Consider the following 14,972-nt stretch of genomic DNA (forward strand, 5'->3'; position numbering starts at 1 on the left):
CGCAGGGGTGGTGAAACCGCCTTTGACTTTAGGGCTTTCAGGCTTTCAGGCTTTCAAGTCTTTAACCCCAAGCCCCACCTCAATTCCCCGCATCCTCCCCCAACATCTGCGCCACCGACCCCGCCGTCCCCGCCGCACGCTCACCCAGCAACTGATGCAACGTAGTGAGCAGCTCATCCTCGTTATACGGCTTGCCCAGGTAGACATTGACACCAATCTCCGCAGCATAGCGGCGATGCTTCTCCGCCGTGCGCGAGGTAATCATCACCAGCGGCATATGCGCGGTACGGCTATCCGCCCGCACATTGCGAGTCAGGTCGAAGCCATCCATATGCGGCATCTCGATATCGACCAACATGGCATCCGGCATCATCTCCTGCAACTGCCGCAACGCATCCACGCCGTCCCGCGCGAGCGCCACCTGATAACCCGCGCGTGTCAGCAAGCGATGCGTGACCTTGCGCACGGTCAGCGAATCGTCCACCACCATGACGGTAGGCTGCGTGCCCAGGCCCTGCACCGGCGCGGCTTCGCCCTGTGAGAGTTCAGCCACCGCGCCCAGCAGCGCCGGTTGCGCCGATTGTTGCGCCAGGCAGGTGAGATCGTCGATCCGCGGACGCGCCGCTTCGCCGCGTTCGCGCACGAAGCGCTGCGCCAGCACCACCGGGTTGTAGATCAGCACGATCTCGCCATCGCCCAGCGTGGTCGCGCCGGCAATGCCTTCCAGGCGCGCCAGGTGCGGGCCGATGTGCTTGACCACCACTTCACGGTTGCCGATCACTTCGTCCACGTGCACGGCGATGCGTTCGGCGCCGCTGCGCACCACCACCACCGGCGAATACTTCTTGCCCGCGGCAATCGCGGGCGTTTCCTCCAGCAACGTCCCGAGGTAATGGAACGGCACCGCGCCGCCGGGCACATCGAGGCTGCCCTGGTTGTAGGCTTCGAGCAGCCCTTGCGAGCGCAATTGCTGGACCTGGTCGATCATGCCGCTCGGAATGGCAAACGGCCGGCCGCCCAGCGTGACCAGCAGCACCTGCGTGATAGCGGTTGTCAGCGGCAGGTGCACGGTAAAGCGGGTGCCTTGTCCGGATTGCGTGGCCAGCGCGATGCGCCCGCCCAGCGCCACGGTCTCGGCGCGCACCACGTCCATGCCGACGCCGCGCCCGGCAAGTTCCGAGACGCTATCGGCCGTGCTGAAGCCGGGGGCGAAGATCAGTTCCGTGAGCCGCGCATCGCCCGCCTCGTCGTCCGGGGACAGCAGTTCCCGCTCGATGGCCCGCGCACGGATGCGGGCGAGGTCAAGACCGCCGCCATCGTCGACGAAATGCAGCACCACCTCGTTGCCTTCCTGCTGCACTTCCAGCGTCAGCGCGCCGGCGGCCGGCTTGCCCGCAGCGCGGCGGACCTCGGCGGCCTCGATGCCATGCACCACCGCATTGCGGATCAGGTGTTCGATCGGGCCGGCCATGCGGTCCAGCACCGAGCGGTCGACTTCCACGGTGCCGCCCTTGATCAGCAGGCGCACGTCCTTGCCAGTCTCGCTGGAGGCCTGCCGCGCCACGCGGTACAGGCGTTCGGCCAGCGCGTCGAACTGCACCATGCGCGCCTGCATCAGGCTGCGCTGCAAGCCGCGCGTGAGGCGGGCCTGCGTATCGAGGTCGCCAGTGGCGCGGTCAAAGCCCCGCTGCAGGTTCTGCTCGACGGTGGCCACGTCGTTGACCGACTCGGCCATCATCCGCGTCAGTTCCTGGAAGCGCGTGAAGCGGTCGAACTCGAGCGGATCGAATTCCTGCTTGTGCTGGGCGTCGGCGATGCGCGAGGCCATCTGCGACTCCGCCTGGATCTCGATCTCGCGCAACTGGCCGCGCAAGCGCGCCACGTTGTCGTTGAGTTCGCCCAGGTAGCTGCGCATCGCATCCAGTTCGCTTTCCAGCCGCGCGCGCGTTGCGCCGACTTCGCCGGCGTCGGTGATCAGCGTATCCAGCGTGCGGGCCTGGACTCGCACCAGCGCGCGCTGGCGCTCGCCGGCGTCCGCTGCCGGCGCCAGCGCGTCGCCCGGCGCAGGCGCCACGGGGCGCACGGGCCCGGCTTGCAGCCAGGGCTGTACGGCGGAACGCGCCAACGGCGCCGGGCTGCGCTCGCCACCACCTTGCGGGGCATCCTGAGGTGCATCTTGGGCGGGTACCGGCGTGCCGGCCATGTCCGCCGGGGCGCCGTTCAGCCCGGTCATGGCGTTGATCAGGTCGGCATCGTCCACCGGCAGCAGGCGGCCAGCCTGCAGCGCCTCGCTATGCGCGAGGATGCGGTCGTACCAGGCATACAGGCGCACGAACAAGACCGGCCCGACGCGATCCGCGCGCACGGCGGCATCGAGCAGGGTTTCCATTTCGTGGGCTGCCTGGCCCAGCGCCATCGCACCGGCCATGCGCGCACTGCCCTTGAGCGTGTGCAAGGCGCGCAGGATCAGGCCAGCGTGGCTGGCGTGCTGGCCATCGCCGGACGCCGTCTCCCAGCCGCGCAGCAGCTTGCCCAGTTCGGGGAGGCTGCCGTGCGCCTCTTCCAGGAAAATCTCGACGAGCGCCGGATCGAGGGATTCTTCCGCAGCCACCTCATCGGCCAGCGGGTGCGCAGCGCCCGCAGTCTCACGCGCATCCGCGGCGCCGGGCGCCGGCGGGATCCTGCCGGTGTCGGCATGCGCGAAAAAGGAAGCTTCGCCCGTGTTGGCCGCATCGGCATGACCGGCATCCACGCCCGCCGTATCCAATACCGTGATGGCGGCATCGTACAGCGCGCCGGCATTGGCCGCGGGCGCCAGCTTGCCGAACAACAGCGCAACCGGCGCGTCCTCCGCCTCGGGCGGCAACTCCGGCGCCGCCGGCATCGCCAGCCGCGGCCGCACCATGGCACGCTCGCCCAACTCGGCGAGACTGCGGCAGAGCGCTTCGTCGGCGGCCGGCCAGATGCCGGCGGCAAACTGGTGCAACATGCCGCGCACGCGCTCGACCGCCTGCTCCAGCAGGCGGAAGTCGCCAGGGTGCATCGCCACCGGGTGCGCGCCGAGTTGCAGCATCAGGCGCTCCAGCACCTCGGCAATCGCGCGCACCGGCTCCAGTCCGACCGTGGACGCGCTGCCTTGCAAGGTGTGCGCCACGCGCAATGCCAGCTCGCTCGGGCAGGGCCGGCCTTCGTGGCGCCACTCGGAAACATCGGTGGCGAACTGGCGGATCAGGTCGTCGGCTTCCTGCAGGTAGACGTTGTAGAGCGGCAGGCTGATACGCACCGGGCCGATCAGCTTGTAGTGATCGTTTTGCTCCGCGGGCGTGCTGGCGAAACGGAAGGGAATGACTTTGGCGTCCGCGCCGGCGCTGGCATCTTCGTCGGCCCCGGCAAGACCGGCCTGCGCCTCCTGTTCCGGCTCCGTTTCCGCCTGCCCTTGCCGCACCTGCCCGCCCTGCTCATCCAGGGACTGTGGCGCCACCGGTTCGAGGACCGATGCCGGCTCCGGCTGTTCGCCCGCGCGCACGGACTGTGCCACGGCCAGCAGGCCGGAGGCATCGTGCACCGCCTGGGCATCGCCGCGCAGCGCCTGGACCCAGCCGGCAAGCTCCTGATGGGCGCGCAACAACAGGTCCAGCAGGGCCTGCGCCGGGGCGCGTGCCTCCGCAATCCACAGATTCATCACCTGCTCGATGGCCCAGGCCACCTCGCCATAGCGGTGCAGGCCCACCATCCGGCTGGAACCCTTCAGCGTATGGAAGGCGCGCCGCAGGCGGCTGATGGTATCGGCATCCTGCAGCGCCGGCAGACCGCCGCCGAGATCGCTGGCGACCTCGCCCAGCACCTCGACGGCTTCGCTGAGGAAAATGTCGAGCAGTTCGGCATCGATGCCGGCCGCCTCTGCCTTCTCGGGCCTCTCGGGCTTCTCGGGCTTCTCGCTCTTCTGCGCATCCCCGGCCGCGGCCGGCAGCGCGGGTGCGCCCGGTGCACTGGCCGGCAGCGCATCGGCCAGCGCCACCACCAGCCGCTCCGCCGCGCCGTGGGAACCGGCCAGCCAGGCATTGAGCTGGGTGGTGGCTTCGGTGGCCTGGCGGCGCAAACCGGCAGCATCGTCGATGGCGGCCTGTTCATTCATGGCCTGCAGCGCCGTGCGCAGCGTCTTCACCTCGGGCGCGTCGGCGGCGGCCGGGTGGCGCACGGCATCGCTGGCAGCCGCGCGCGCCCTGGCAAGCAGGGCCGCGTGGGAGACGGCGCCGCTTTGCACGGCCTGGCCGTCAGCCTCGGCGGCCTCATCCCGCACCGCCGCCGGGCTCCGGCCAAAGGCCAGCGCATCGATAAAGGCATGCACGGCGCCGAGTTCGCCGGCGATCGCGGCAAGCCGGGCGGCGCGCTCGCTCGCGGCGCCAGCCTCGTTGCCCGCACCGGTAGCGGCATCGCCCTGGACTTGCGTGGCGCGGGCGCCAGCGAGCCACTCCAGGGCTGGCATCACGCGCTCCAATGCCACCGCTACCGCCTGCGCGTCGGCGCGCAGCGCGTCGGGCAGCGCGCCGGCGTCGCGCAATTGCTCCAGCGTGCCGGCCAGCGCCACGAACGCGCGCTCGGCATCGCGCAGGTGTGCACCGGCCTCGGCGCGGGCGGCGTCGCGGTCATAGGCATCGAGCCACGATTCGCCGCTGTCGAGATGGCCGCGCAACTGCGCTACCGCGGCCTCGCGCAAGCGTTGCGCGCGCGCCTGCTCCACCATCTGTGCGAGCCAGCGCGGGGGCGGCGTCGCCTGGTCGCCGCGCTGGCGCTCGCCGAGATGCGAGGCCAGTTCATCGCAACGGTGCGCGAATTCAGCCGCCGTGGCATGGCCGGTGCTGCCATGCACACGCCACGGCAAGGCAAGCGCACGCCCCAGGAACAGCGCGATGGCGCCGATGCCGCCAAGATTGTCATCGCCGGAACGGACCTGCAGCGCAGGGTGCGCGGCGGCATCCAGGCAGCGCTGCAAGGCCGGCTGGGCCAGCGGCTGCGCGGCTTCGGCCAGCACCGCCAGCGCGTTTTGCCATTCACTGTGTTCCGCGCCAGCACCCGCCGCCCGTTCGAGCGCGGCGGCCGCCTGCTGCAGGTTGTGCGTATCGATCGGATCGAGCCAGCCGTAGTAGCGCACGCGGAAATCGGCATGCGCCGACGCGTGCGCCGCGTCGATGCGGAAGGCTTGCAGGCACTCGCGGATGGCGGAGCGCAGCACCAGCACGGCCGCGCTCTCCGGCTCGCTGGCGGCCGGCATCCTGCCCGTGGTGACCAGCAAATACACGGCATCGTTGAGCAGCGCCTGCGGCACCCGCACCTGGCCCTGCAGGTACTGGCGCAGCAGCAGGTGGGCACGCCCCGCCAGCCGCTTGGCCAGCAGGTCCGACGGCAGCAGGCCGTGGGCCAGCGCGCCAAACACCAGCGCCAGCACGTGCCACACGCCGCGGTCCGGGTGATCGGTGGCGCGGCGCAGCTCCTGTTCGCTCGCGCGCACGTCTTCCAGCGCGGACTCCAGCGGCAGATACGCTTCGCGCAGCAGGCTGGGTTCGAAGCATGGCACCGGCAGGCGCAGCGCCTTGAGCAAGGCGCCCTCGAAACGCTGGCGCGCGCGCGTCACGGTGGAGGCCATGCGCGTCGGCAGCAGGATGCCGGGCAGCATCTGCAGTTCGTCGACCCACAGGTCGGCAGGGTGCACGCGGTCCTCGCCAAGCCGGCCCAGCACGTCGGCATAGGAGCAAAACAGCCGCACCGGATCCTCGTCGTCGCCGACCATCAGGTCATCGACGTACTCGGCCAGCGCCTGCACGCCAAGGCGGAAGGCGGCCAGGGTCTGGGCGTCGGCGGCAACTGCCCCGCCGTCGATGCCTTCCAGCAGCCGGCGCAACGCCTGGCAATACGGATCGACACCGCGCAGGCCAACGATATGCACGGCGCCCGCGGCCTGGTGCAGATGCTGGCCCGCCAGGCGCAGCGAGGTGGTGTCGCGCGCGCCCAGCGCTTCTGGCGCCTGCTGCACTTCATCGACGTAATGACCCAGTTCGGCCGCGGCATCGTCCAGCGCGGCGCGCAGGCTCGGCGCCAGCCAGGCCAGCACGGAAAGGTCGCGCGCTACCGGGGCGGCGGGCGGGGCGACGGACAGGTCCCGTGCCGCAAAGGGCATCGGCGCCAGTGGATCCTGCACGGCCGGATCGGAGCCGGCGGCCTCGCGCGAGACAGGGAAATTCAATGACATGACTGCTTCCAATGCGTCCAATGCGGTGGCGCCGGCCCGTGGCCCGCTCGCGCGGCCCTTGCGTAACCCGTCAGGCGATCTTGAATCGCAGCACGGAGTTGCGCAGCTCTTCGGTCAGCAGAGTCAGCTGGCGCACCGACAGTGCGGTCTGCCGCGTGCCCGAGGAAGTCTGCTCGGTCACATGCAAGATGCCTTCGATATTGCGAGCCACCGCGGTGGCGAGCCCCGCCTCGTGCGAGGTGGTCTGCGAAATCTGCTCGATCAGCTCGGCGAGCTGGCGCGACACGCGGCCGATCTCCACCAGCGCGGCGCCGGCGTTGTCGGACAGCTTGGCCCCTTCCACCACGCCTTGCGTGCTGCGCTCCATGGCGTGCACCGCATCCTGCGTATCGGTCTGGATGGTGCGGATCAGCGCGCCGATCTGCTTGGTTGCCTCGCCGGAGCGCTCGGCCAGGCGCTGCACTTCCTCGGCCACCACCGAGAAGCCGCGCCCGGCTTCGCCTGCCGATGCGGCCTGGATGGCGGCGTTGAGCGCCAGCACGTTGGTCTGCTCGGTAATGTCGGAAATCAGTTCGACGATTTCGCCGATCTCCTGCGACGATTCGCCCAGGCGCTTGATGCGCTTGGAGGTGTCCTGGATCTGCTCGCGGATGTCGTTCATGCCGACGATGGCGTTCTGCACCGCGTACTGGCCCTGCTCGGCCGCGGCCAGTGAGGCGCGCGCCACGTTGGCGGACTCCGCCGCGCCGCGCGACACCTGCGTGATGCGGTCCGCCATCTCCACCACCGACTCGCCGGTCTGGCGAATCTGGCGCGATTGTTCTTCCGATGCCGCGACCAGCTCGGTCGAGGTGTCCTGCACCTGGCTCGATGCCTGCGTCACCTCGCCGGCGGTCTGCTGCACGCGGCCCACCAGTTCGCGCAGTTCTTCCACCGTGTAGTTCACCGAGTCGGCGATGGCCCCGGTGATGTCCTCGGTCACGGTGGCCTGCTTGGTCAGGTCGCCGTCGGCAATGTCCTGCAGTTCGTTCATCAGCTGCAGAATGGCCTTCTGGGTGGCGTCGTTATTGCGCTTTTCATCCAGGCGGCGGGCTTCGGCTTCGCGCTCGCGGGCCTCGGCTTCGAGGGTACGGGCGCGGGAGTCGCGCAGGTACAGCGCGGCCAGCCCAGCCAGGAACAGCAGCGTGAGCAAGGCCGAGACGATGGTCGCGCCCAGCGTCAGAGGGCGCACGCGCGCGCCTTCGGCATAGGCCGCCTGCAGCGCGGACAGTTCGCCGCGCAGCGCCTCGTTGTCATTGAAGATCTGCTGCTGGGCGCGCTTGGCGGCGATCAGGCCGGGCAGGTTCTGCAGGATGGTCTGGGTGGTCTTCTGCACCGCGTCGAACCGCTGCGACAGCTGCTGCAGGTAGCCGCGGGTCTCGGCATCGCCGGCGGCGGACAAGCGCAGCGCTTCGCTGCCGTTCATCAGCCCGTCCAGGGTTTCGCGGAACGTATTGGTGTCCTTGCCCAGCAGGAACGCGGTTTCCGGGTTGACGCCTTCACCCGCCAGGAACTCGTTGAGGTTCTTCCCCAGGCGCTGCGTCAGCATCACCAGCTGCGCGGAGGCAGCCACCTCGCGCGCATTGGCGCCGCTCTGCAGCTTGATCGCCGCCACCTGCTCCGCGCTTTCCAGCAGTTCCGGGTTGGAGGCGTTGAAGATCTGCAGGGTCTGGCCGATGGTGGTCAGGGTGGGCTGCTGGGCCAGTACGTCGCCAGCGCTCTTCTCGGTGCGCTGCCAGGACTCCATGGCCTTTTCCAGCAACGGCGCGGCCGCCCCGCCGGTGGCGCGCACGTGCTTGGCGTCGCTGCCGTTCTGCAGCGCCTGCAAGTCGCCGGCGAGTTCGCTCTTGGACTGGCGCAGCTGCGTGAAGGCCTGCGCATTGCCCAGCAGGGCCACCGGCACCGCCTTGGCCAGGCGCTGGGAATGCATCAGCATGTCGCCCGCGATCTCGATCTGCGCGGCGCCGTTATTGGCTTCGCGGTTGTCGAAATACACCGAGGCCAGCAGGGCGGTCAGCGACAACACCACGCCTGCGGTCAGCGCGCGTTGCTGGCTGGCAAACGGGAGGCGGGAAAGCCTGTCCGTGAACCGCCGGGCCGGGGTGCTACGCGTGCCGGGCGCGGCGGCGGCATTCACCGCCGGTTCGGCGGCACTGGCCACCTGTGCCTGGCGACCCAGGTTGAACATCTTGAAACCCATAGCACCCTCTGTCCGTTATTTTTCGATTTTGATTTGTTGCAGCGGGCTTGCCCGCGCGACGCTCAGGCGGCCTGCCGGCCCACCTGCAGGAAGGCCGGAGACGCCAGCAACCTGCGCACGTCGAGCACCTGCCAGTCACGCCCGTCGCGGTCGGCAAAACGGGCGCCCTCCCATTCCGGCGCTGCCTCCTGCCGTGCGGGCGTCCCTCCCGCGGACTCGGCCGGCAAGGACAGGTCGCCCGCATGGCGCAGTCCGATCACGCGCGTGGCAAGAATGCCGCAAGCGCGCTCCACCTGGCGCGACAGCACCACGATCTTGCTGCCCGGCTGCAGCGAGGTGGCTCCCTCGCCGCAGAACAGGCCGAAATCGATCACGCCCAGCAGGCTGCCGCGTGCATTCACCAGCCCCGTGTACCAGGACTGCGTCAGCGGCACGCGGCTGGGCTGGCGCATCTCCAGCACCTCGCCCGTCTGCGGCAACGGCAGCAGCCAGTGCCGCTGGCCCACCTGCAAACCCAGGTAGCTGTCCACCGCCGGCAGGCTGCGCGCCTCGCGCAGGCGGCGGGCCAGCATGGCCTGGTAATCCTGCAGCCGGGTCTGGCGGGCACGGAGGTCCTGGCGCGGCGCGTTCATGGTCGAGGTCCGGGTGATAGGCGTAGGGAGGGGAGCGGGTGCGGGATCGGCGCCTGGCTCAGTGGGTCAGCGCGGCGATCTTGGTGAGCAGTTCTTCGCCGTCGACCGGCTTGACGATGTAGTCGGCCGCGCCCTGGCGCATGCCCCAGATGCGGTCGGTGTCCAGGCCCTTGCTGGTACACATGATCACGGGAATGTCCTTGAAGCGGTCGTCGCGCTTGATCGCGCGGGTCGCCTGGTAGCCGTTCTGGCCAGGCATCACCACGTCCATCAGGATCAGGTCGAAGGCTTCCTTCTCGAGCCGGGCGAAGGCCTGGTCGCTATTGCCGGCCACCGACACCTTGAAACCCTTCTTGCCGAGCAGGTCGGACATGAACAGGGCCTCGGTCGGGGAGTCGTCAACGATAAGGATTTTGCTGATAGTCATGAGTATTCCTTGATATGCGCCTTGATATGCGCTCAAGCCGGCAAGGGGCTGGCCACGGCGGCGGCGCGCGGCACGCAGGCATCGACCGCCAGCAGCAGCGACTCGCGGGTAAACGGCTTGGCGAGATGGTCCTGCGCGCCGACCAGGCGGCCGCGCGAGCGGTCGAACACGCCGTCGCGGGAGGACAGCATGATCACCGGGATGGCATGGAATCGGGGGCTTTTCTTGATCAGGGCGCAGGTCTGGTAGCCATCCAGGCGCGGCATCAGGATGTCGCAGAAGATCAGGTCCGGATGCATGTCGCCGACCTTGGCGAGTGCCTCGAAGCCGTCTTCGGCGAGCAGCACCTGGCAGCCTGCCTGGGACAGGAAGATCTCGGCGGTGCGGCGGATGGTGCTGGAATCGTCGATGACGAGCACCTTGCGGCGCGCAGGCGCAGCAACGCCGCCGGCGCTGACGCCAGTTCCGACCGCGCCGCTGACCTCGGCGTTGACCCGAATGCTTTCTTGTAGTTGAGCGACCCGCATCTCGTTCCCGCGACCAGCGTGCTTCCCAGGGGAAAGCGCCGGCATTCACTTGAGAACTTCCGCGCGGCGCAGTTGCCTGCCCCGACGGACCCCCGAAACAAAAACGATTTGATTCCCGAAAACGCGCCGGACCGGTGGCCCGGTACGCGGCAAACGGCGGCGCGTGGTACCCGCGCCTGCCAAGGTCCACCCCCCTAAGGGATGGATTTTCAAATTTGAAACAGAGTGTGACAAGTCGCCGTGGGGCCGTCAATCCGGAAACCGGGGCAGTCCCGCCCGATCTGTCGCATTGACGCGACGCGCTACGGCGGGCCGGCGGCGTTCGTCACGGCCGCGTCATGCCCCCGCATTGCCAAATCACGCCGGCCGGCCTGACCTGGCGGGCGACGTACGGCTTGCGCGGTACGATGCGGCAGCTTTACAGGGCTACCATCTCGAAATCTTCCTTGCGCGCGCCACATTCCGGGCAGGTCCAGTTGATGGGCACGTCTTCCCATTTGGTGCCGGGGGCAATGCCGTCTTCGGGCGCGCCGGTGGCCTCGTCGTAAATCCACCCGCAGATCAGGCACATCCAGGTCTTGTATTCCATAACGGTACAGTCACTCTCCATTAAAATTCAGGGCCAGATGGTACCGAATCGGCGCCGCCGGCGCCAGCAGGGCAAGTACGATTCGGGCCAAATACGCCGTGTTCGCGCACGTTACCCGGCAAATGCCTCGCATTTCGGCTCTTTTGCCGGCATTTTCCACGTAACTTGCTGCCTGATAGAACGCGTTTCTCCCGCTTTTGATTTCACGCAAAGCCATGTCTCGTAACCAGCAGCTCTTCGACCGCGCACAGCAAACCATTCCGGGCGGCGTCAATTCGCCCGTGCGCGCCTTTCGCTCGGTAGGCGGCACCCCCCGCTTCATCACGCGCGCCGAAGGCGCTTACATGTGGGACGCCGATGGCCAGCGCTACATCGACTATATCGGCTCCTGGGGTCCGATGATCGTCGGCCACGCCCACCCCGAAGTGGTGCGCGCGGTGCAGGAGACCGCTGGCCTCAGCTTCTCCTTCGGCGCGCCGACCGAAGCCGAAATCGAGATGGCCGAGGAAATCTGCAAGCTGGTGCCGTCGATCGAGCAGGTGCGGCTGGTTTCCTCCGGCACCGAGGCCACCATGAGCGCGCTGCGCCTGGCGCGCGGCTTTACCAAGCGCGACCTGATCGTCAAGTTCGAGGGCTGCTACCACGGTCACGCCGACAGCCTGCTGGTCAAGGCGGGGTCCGGCCTGCTGACCTTTGCCGACACCACCAAGAACGCGCCCTCCTCGGCCGGCGTGCCGGCCGACGTGACCAAGCACACCATGGTGCTGGAATACAACAACGTCGAGCAGCTGGAGCAAGCCTTTATCAAGCATGCCGACGAGATCGCCGCGGTGATCGTGGAGCCGGTGGCCGGCAATATGAACCTGGTGCGCGCCAGCGATGCCTTCCTGCAAGCCATGCGCTCGCTGTGCACCAAGTACGGCGCGGTGCTGATCTTCGACGAGGTGATGACCGGCTTCCGCGTGGCGCTGGGCGGCGCGCAGGCGCACTACGGCATCACGCCGGACATGACCTGCCTGGGCAAGGTGATCGGCGGCGGCATGCCGGCGGCGGCCTTTGGCGGCCGGCGCGACATCATGGCCTGCCTGGCGCCGCTGGGCGGCGTGTACCAGGCCGGCACGCTGTCGGGCAACCCGCTGGCGGTGGCGGCCGGGCTGACCACGCTCAAGCTGATCCAGGCGCCGGGCTTCCATGACCGGCTCGCCGCGCAAACCCGCAAGCTGGCCGACGGACTGGCCGCGGCTGCCCGCGAAGCCGGCGTGCCGTTCGCCGCGGACGCCATCGGCGGCATGTTCGGCCTGTACTTCCGCGAGGGCGTGCCGGGCAGCTTCGCCGAAGTCACGCAGTGCGATACGGCCCGCTTCAACCGATTCTTCCACGCCATGCTGGATGCCGGCGTCTACCTGGCGCCATCCGCCTACGAGGCGGGCTTCGTCTCGGCGCAGCACGACGACGCCATCCTGGCCGCCACCATCGACGCCGCCCGCAAGGCCTTCGCGGCCTGAAGGTTCGCCGGCCGTGACCGCCCCGCCCTGGGGCGGGGCGCGGCTCAGCCGAGCAGATCGGGCGCGGCCGCCCCGATCTGCTCGCAGGCCCGCGCCAGCGCCGCCTGCAGCCCTGCGCTGGCGGGTGTCATCGGCGCGCGCAACTCATCGCGCAGCCATCCCTCCCGCGTCAGCATGGCCTTGAGCGGCCCCGGATTGGGCTCCGTAAACAGCAGACGGATCATTGGCATCAAGGCATGGAAGATCCGGCGCGCCTGGTCCAGCCGCTGCCCGGCCACCGCCCTGGCCAGCGCCGCGAACAGTTCCGGATACAGGTGGGCCGACGCGATGATCGCGCCCGTGCCGCCCAGGCACAGCGTACCGAGCAACTGGTGATCCTCGCCCGCCAGCACAGCGAGGCGTCTGTCCGCAATCACGGCCTGCGTGCCGTGGTAGTCCCCGCCGCAGTCCTTGATGGCACGGATATTCGGATGGGTGGCCAGCGCCAGGATGGTTTCCGTCTCCAGCTTCACGCCGGTCCGGTAGGGAATGTCGTACAGCACCAGCGGCGCGGCGGCGCTGTCGGCCAGCGCATGGAAGTAGTCCAGCAGGCCCGCCTGCGACGGACGAACGTAATAAGGCGCGGGCGCGAGCAGCCCGGCCAGCGGCCGCTCGGCAAGGCGGCGCACGCGCGCCTGCACCTGCTTCAACTGGCTGCCCGCGACGCCCATGATCACCGGCAAGGCGCCGGCGCCGGACAGCACGGTGTCGAGCACGGCCAGTTGCTCCGCTTCGTCGAGGGCAGCCGCCTCTCCGGTGCTGCCACACACCACGAAGCCAGCGATGCCGCTACCGGCATAGCGCGCCACCAGCCGGGCCAGCGCGCCATGATCGACGGCGCCGCCGGCAAACGGCGTCACCAGCGGCAGCCAGATTCCAGAAAATACTTGTTGTGCTTGCTGTTGTGCTTGTTGAACTGCTTGCATCGGATCACTCCTGTGCGACCGGTCAATAAAACCGTGCAGAAGTGCGCCGGGTGGCAGATGAGCCCGCGTGGGCAGTGGGAAAGCATGAACCTGGCCTCACCCCCTGTACGCCTGTGCGCAGGTGCCGTTCCGTCGCTCATCTGACGGAACAGCGCCCCGGTCAGACGAGCGGCTGTTTTTTGGCTTTGGCGCGCGCCGGCGCCTGCCGCTGCGAGGCAGCGGAAGCAGGAGCGGAAATCATCGAAAAAGCGCGCATTGCAGGTTCGGGCTGGATGATGGTGCGACAAGGCGCCCGGCGGGCACCGCCGTCGCAACCACGGCAGAGACGACAATCTACCGGCCCGGCCATGCCGCCGTCAAGCCACCCCCAAGTCATTTTGATTGCGCAGCCGGCCCCTGCGCTACACTGGGAATTCCACGAATTCCGGAGTCTTCGATGCGCGCATCCCTTCCCCTGTCCCTGTCCTCCGGGCAGTCCGTCTTGCGCTGGCTCACGCTGGCCTTGTGCGCGAGCCTGTTGTCCGCCTGCGGCTACAACGACTTCCAGGCCAAGGATGAGGCCGTCAAGGCGGCCTGGGGCGAGGTGATCAACCAGTACCAGCGCCGCGCCGACCTGATCCCCAACCTGGTCAACACCGTCAAGGGCTACGCCACGCATGAGCGCGAGACGCTTGAGGCGGTCACCAAGGCCCGCGCCGCGGCTACCAGCATCCAGGTCTCGCCCGAGACGCTCAACGATCCTGAAGCGTTCAAGCGCTTCCAGCAGGCCCAGGGCGAGCTGAGCGGTGCGTTGTCGCGACTGCTCGCGGTGTCGGAAAACTATCCGCAGCTCAAGGCCGATGCCTCCTTCCGCGACCTGCAGTCGCAGCTCGAAGGGACGGAGAACCGCATCACGGTGGCACGCCAGCGCTACATTGCCGCGGTGCGCGACTACAACATCCTGGCGCGCAGCTTCCCCACCAACCTGACCGCGATGGTCTTCAAGTACCCGGTCAAGCCGTCGTTCTCGGTGGAAAACGAGAAAGCCATCTCGGCGCCGCCGGCGGTGAAGTTCTGAGGCCGACCGATGGCAATGCCGCATCTCCCTGAGCGCAGTGGCTGGACGGCCGCCATGCTGGCGCTGATGCTGTGGCTGGGCGCGCTGCTGGCGCCGCCCGCCATGGCCGCCGGCGACGGCTTCGTGGCGGTGCCGCCGCTCACGCAGCGGGTCACCGACCTCACCGGCACGCTGAGCGCCAGCCAGCGCGGCGCGCTGGAGAACGTCCTGGCCGAGTATGAGCAGCAGCGCGGCAGCCAGATCTTCGTGCTGATGGTACCGACCACCGAGCCCGAGCCGATCGACGCCTACAGCATCCGCGTGGCCGACGCCTGGCGCGCCGGGCGCAAAGGCATCGACGATGGCGTGATCCTGCTGATCGCCAAGGACAATCCGCCCGGTCTGCGCAAGATGCGCCTGGAGGTGGGACGTGGCGTGCAGGGCTCGCTCACCGACGCGATGTCCAAGCGCATCCTGCAAGACGTGATGGCGCCGCATTTCCGCCAGAACGATTTCTACGGCGGCATCGCGGCCGGCGTATCGGCCATCCAGGCCACCATCGACAAGGAGGCCCTGCCGGGCCCGCAGGCCGGCGGCAAGCCGGCCCAGAGCGGCTCGTGGACCGACTGGCTGCCGGTGCTGTTCCCGCTTGCCATCATCCTGTTCTTCTTTATCGCCGCGGCACGGCGCTCGGGCGGCTCGCGCATCGTGACGCGCGGGCGCGGCTGGGACGCGGCGGCCGGCGGACTGGGCGGCACCCTTGGCGGTCTCGGGGGTGGCGGCTGGGGACGTGGCGGCGGCGGTG

10 protein-coding genes are annotated in these 14,972 nt (G+C 68.8%); 3 read left to right on the forward strand and 7 right to left on the reverse strand.

Features of this window, described 5'->3' with window-relative positions; genetic code table 11:
• Positions 1-79 precede the first annotated feature (79 nt).
• From CF70_RS36855 to CF70_RS01200, 6 genes are all read right to left on the reverse strand, one after another.
• Positions 80-6,247, reverse strand: coding sequence for an Hpt domain-containing protein (locus CF70_RS36855; protein ID WP_035859355.1), 6,168 nt, complete (start codon positions 6,245-6,247; stop codon positions 80-82).
• Between the two features lie 70 nt (positions 6,248-6,317).
• Entirely contained in the window at positions 6,318-8,486 is a 2,169-nt protein-coding gene (locus CF70_RS01180) for a methyl-accepting chemotaxis protein (RefSeq protein ID WP_035859358.1), read from the reverse strand.
• Between the two features lie 62 nt (positions 8,487-8,548).
• On the reverse strand, positions 8,549-9,118 hold the full coding sequence (locus tag CF70_RS01185) for a chemotaxis protein CheW (protein WP_035859361.1): 570 nt from the start codon (positions 9,116-9,118) through the stop codon (positions 8,549-8,551).
• A gap of 58 nt (positions 9,119-9,176) precedes the next feature.
• On the reverse strand, positions 9,177-9,545 hold the full coding sequence (locus CF70_RS01190; protein ID WP_035859363.1) for a response regulator: 369 nt from the start codon (positions 9,543-9,545) through the stop codon (positions 9,177-9,179).
• Between the two features lie 32 nt (positions 9,546-9,577).
• The gene (locus CF70_RS01195; RefSeq protein ID WP_035859366.1) at positions 9,578-10,072 is read right to left on the reverse strand and encodes a response regulator; all 495 of its coding nucleotides are present in this window, start codon (positions 10,070-10,072) and stop codon (positions 9,578-9,580) included.
• 418 nt (positions 10,073-10,490) lie between these two features.
• Complete coding sequence (locus tag CF70_RS01200) at positions 10,491-10,661, reverse strand: rubredoxin (protein ID WP_006159034.1); 171 nt, start codon at positions 10,659-10,661, stop codon at positions 10,491-10,493.
• A gap of 215 nt (positions 10,662-10,876) precedes the next feature.
• On the opposite strand from CF70_RS01200, the gene hemL reads away from it, so the two are divergent.
• Positions 10,877-12,166, forward strand: a complete 1,290-nt coding sequence (hemL, locus tag CF70_RS01205) for a glutamate-1-semialdehyde 2,1-aminomutase (RefSeq protein WP_035859368.1) — start codon at positions 10,877-10,879, stop codon at positions 12,164-12,166.
• A gap of 44 nt (positions 12,167-12,210) precedes the next feature.
• Here the strand turns inward: hemL and dapA are convergent, their stop codons facing one another.
• Positions 12,211-13,131 carry a 4-hydroxy-tetrahydrodipicolinate synthase gene (gene dapA / locus CF70_RS01210; protein ID WP_035859369.1) on the reverse strand — a complete coding sequence of 307 codons (921 nt, stop codon included), beginning with the start codon at positions 13,129-13,131 and terminating at the stop codon, positions 12,211-12,213.
• Positions 13,132-13,567: 436 nt separating this feature from the next.
• On the opposite strand from dapA, the gene CF70_RS01215 reads away from it, so the two are divergent.
• Both CF70_RS01215 and CF70_RS01220 read left to right on the forward strand, forming a co-directional pair.
• Positions 13,568-14,188 carry a LemA family protein gene (locus tag CF70_RS01215; RefSeq protein ID WP_035859370.1) on the forward strand — a complete coding sequence of 207 codons (621 nt, stop codon included), beginning with the start codon at positions 13,568-13,570 and terminating at the stop codon, positions 14,186-14,188.
• 15 nt (positions 14,189-14,203) lie between these two features.
• On the forward strand, positions 14,204-14,972 hold a 769-nt coding region (locus tag CF70_RS01220; RefSeq protein ID WP_035859372.1), incomplete at its 3' end, for a TPM domain-containing protein.

The sequence above is a fragment of the Cupriavidus sp. SK-3 genome (assembly GCF_000611145.1).
In the GTDB taxonomy this organism is placed as follows: Bacteria; Pseudomonadota; Gammaproteobacteria; order Burkholderiales; family Burkholderiaceae; genus Cupriavidus.

Excerpts from the sequence above, each read along its gene's own strand:
- CF70_RS36855 (WP_035859355.1), bottom strand. The coding sequence starts at position 6,247 with ATGTCATTGAATTTCCCTGTCTCGCGCGAGGCCGCCGGCTCCGATCCG.
- CF70_RS01180 (WP_035859358.1), bottom strand. The coding sequence starts at position 8,486 with ATGGGTTTCAAGATGTTCAACCTGGGTCGCCAGGCACAGGTGGCCAGT.
- CF70_RS01185 (WP_035859361.1), bottom strand. The coding sequence starts at position 9,118 with ATGAACGCGCCGCGCCAGGACCTCCGTGCCCGCCAGACCCGGCTGCAG.
- CF70_RS01190 (WP_035859363.1), bottom strand. The coding sequence starts at position 9,545 with ATGACTATCAGCAAAATCCTTATCGTTGACGACTCCCCGACCGAGGCC.
- CF70_RS01195 (WP_035859366.1), bottom strand. The coding sequence starts at position 10,072 with ATGCGGGTCGCTCAACTACAAGAAAGCATTCGGGTCAACGCCGAGGTC.
- CF70_RS01200 (WP_006159034.1), bottom strand. The coding sequence starts at position 10,661 with ATGGAATACAAGACCTGGATGTGCCTGATCTGCGGGTGGATTTACGAC.
- hemL (WP_035859368.1), top strand. The coding sequence starts at position 10,877 with ATGTCTCGTAACCAGCAGCTCTTCGACCGCGCACAGCAAACCATTCCG.
- dapA (WP_035859369.1), bottom strand. The coding sequence starts at position 13,131 with ATGCAAGCAGTTCAACAAGCACAACAGCAAGCACAACAAGTATTTTCT.
- CF70_RS01215 (WP_035859370.1), top strand. The coding sequence starts at position 13,568 with ATGCGCGCATCCCTTCCCCTGTCCCTGTCCTCCGGGCAGTCCGTCTTG.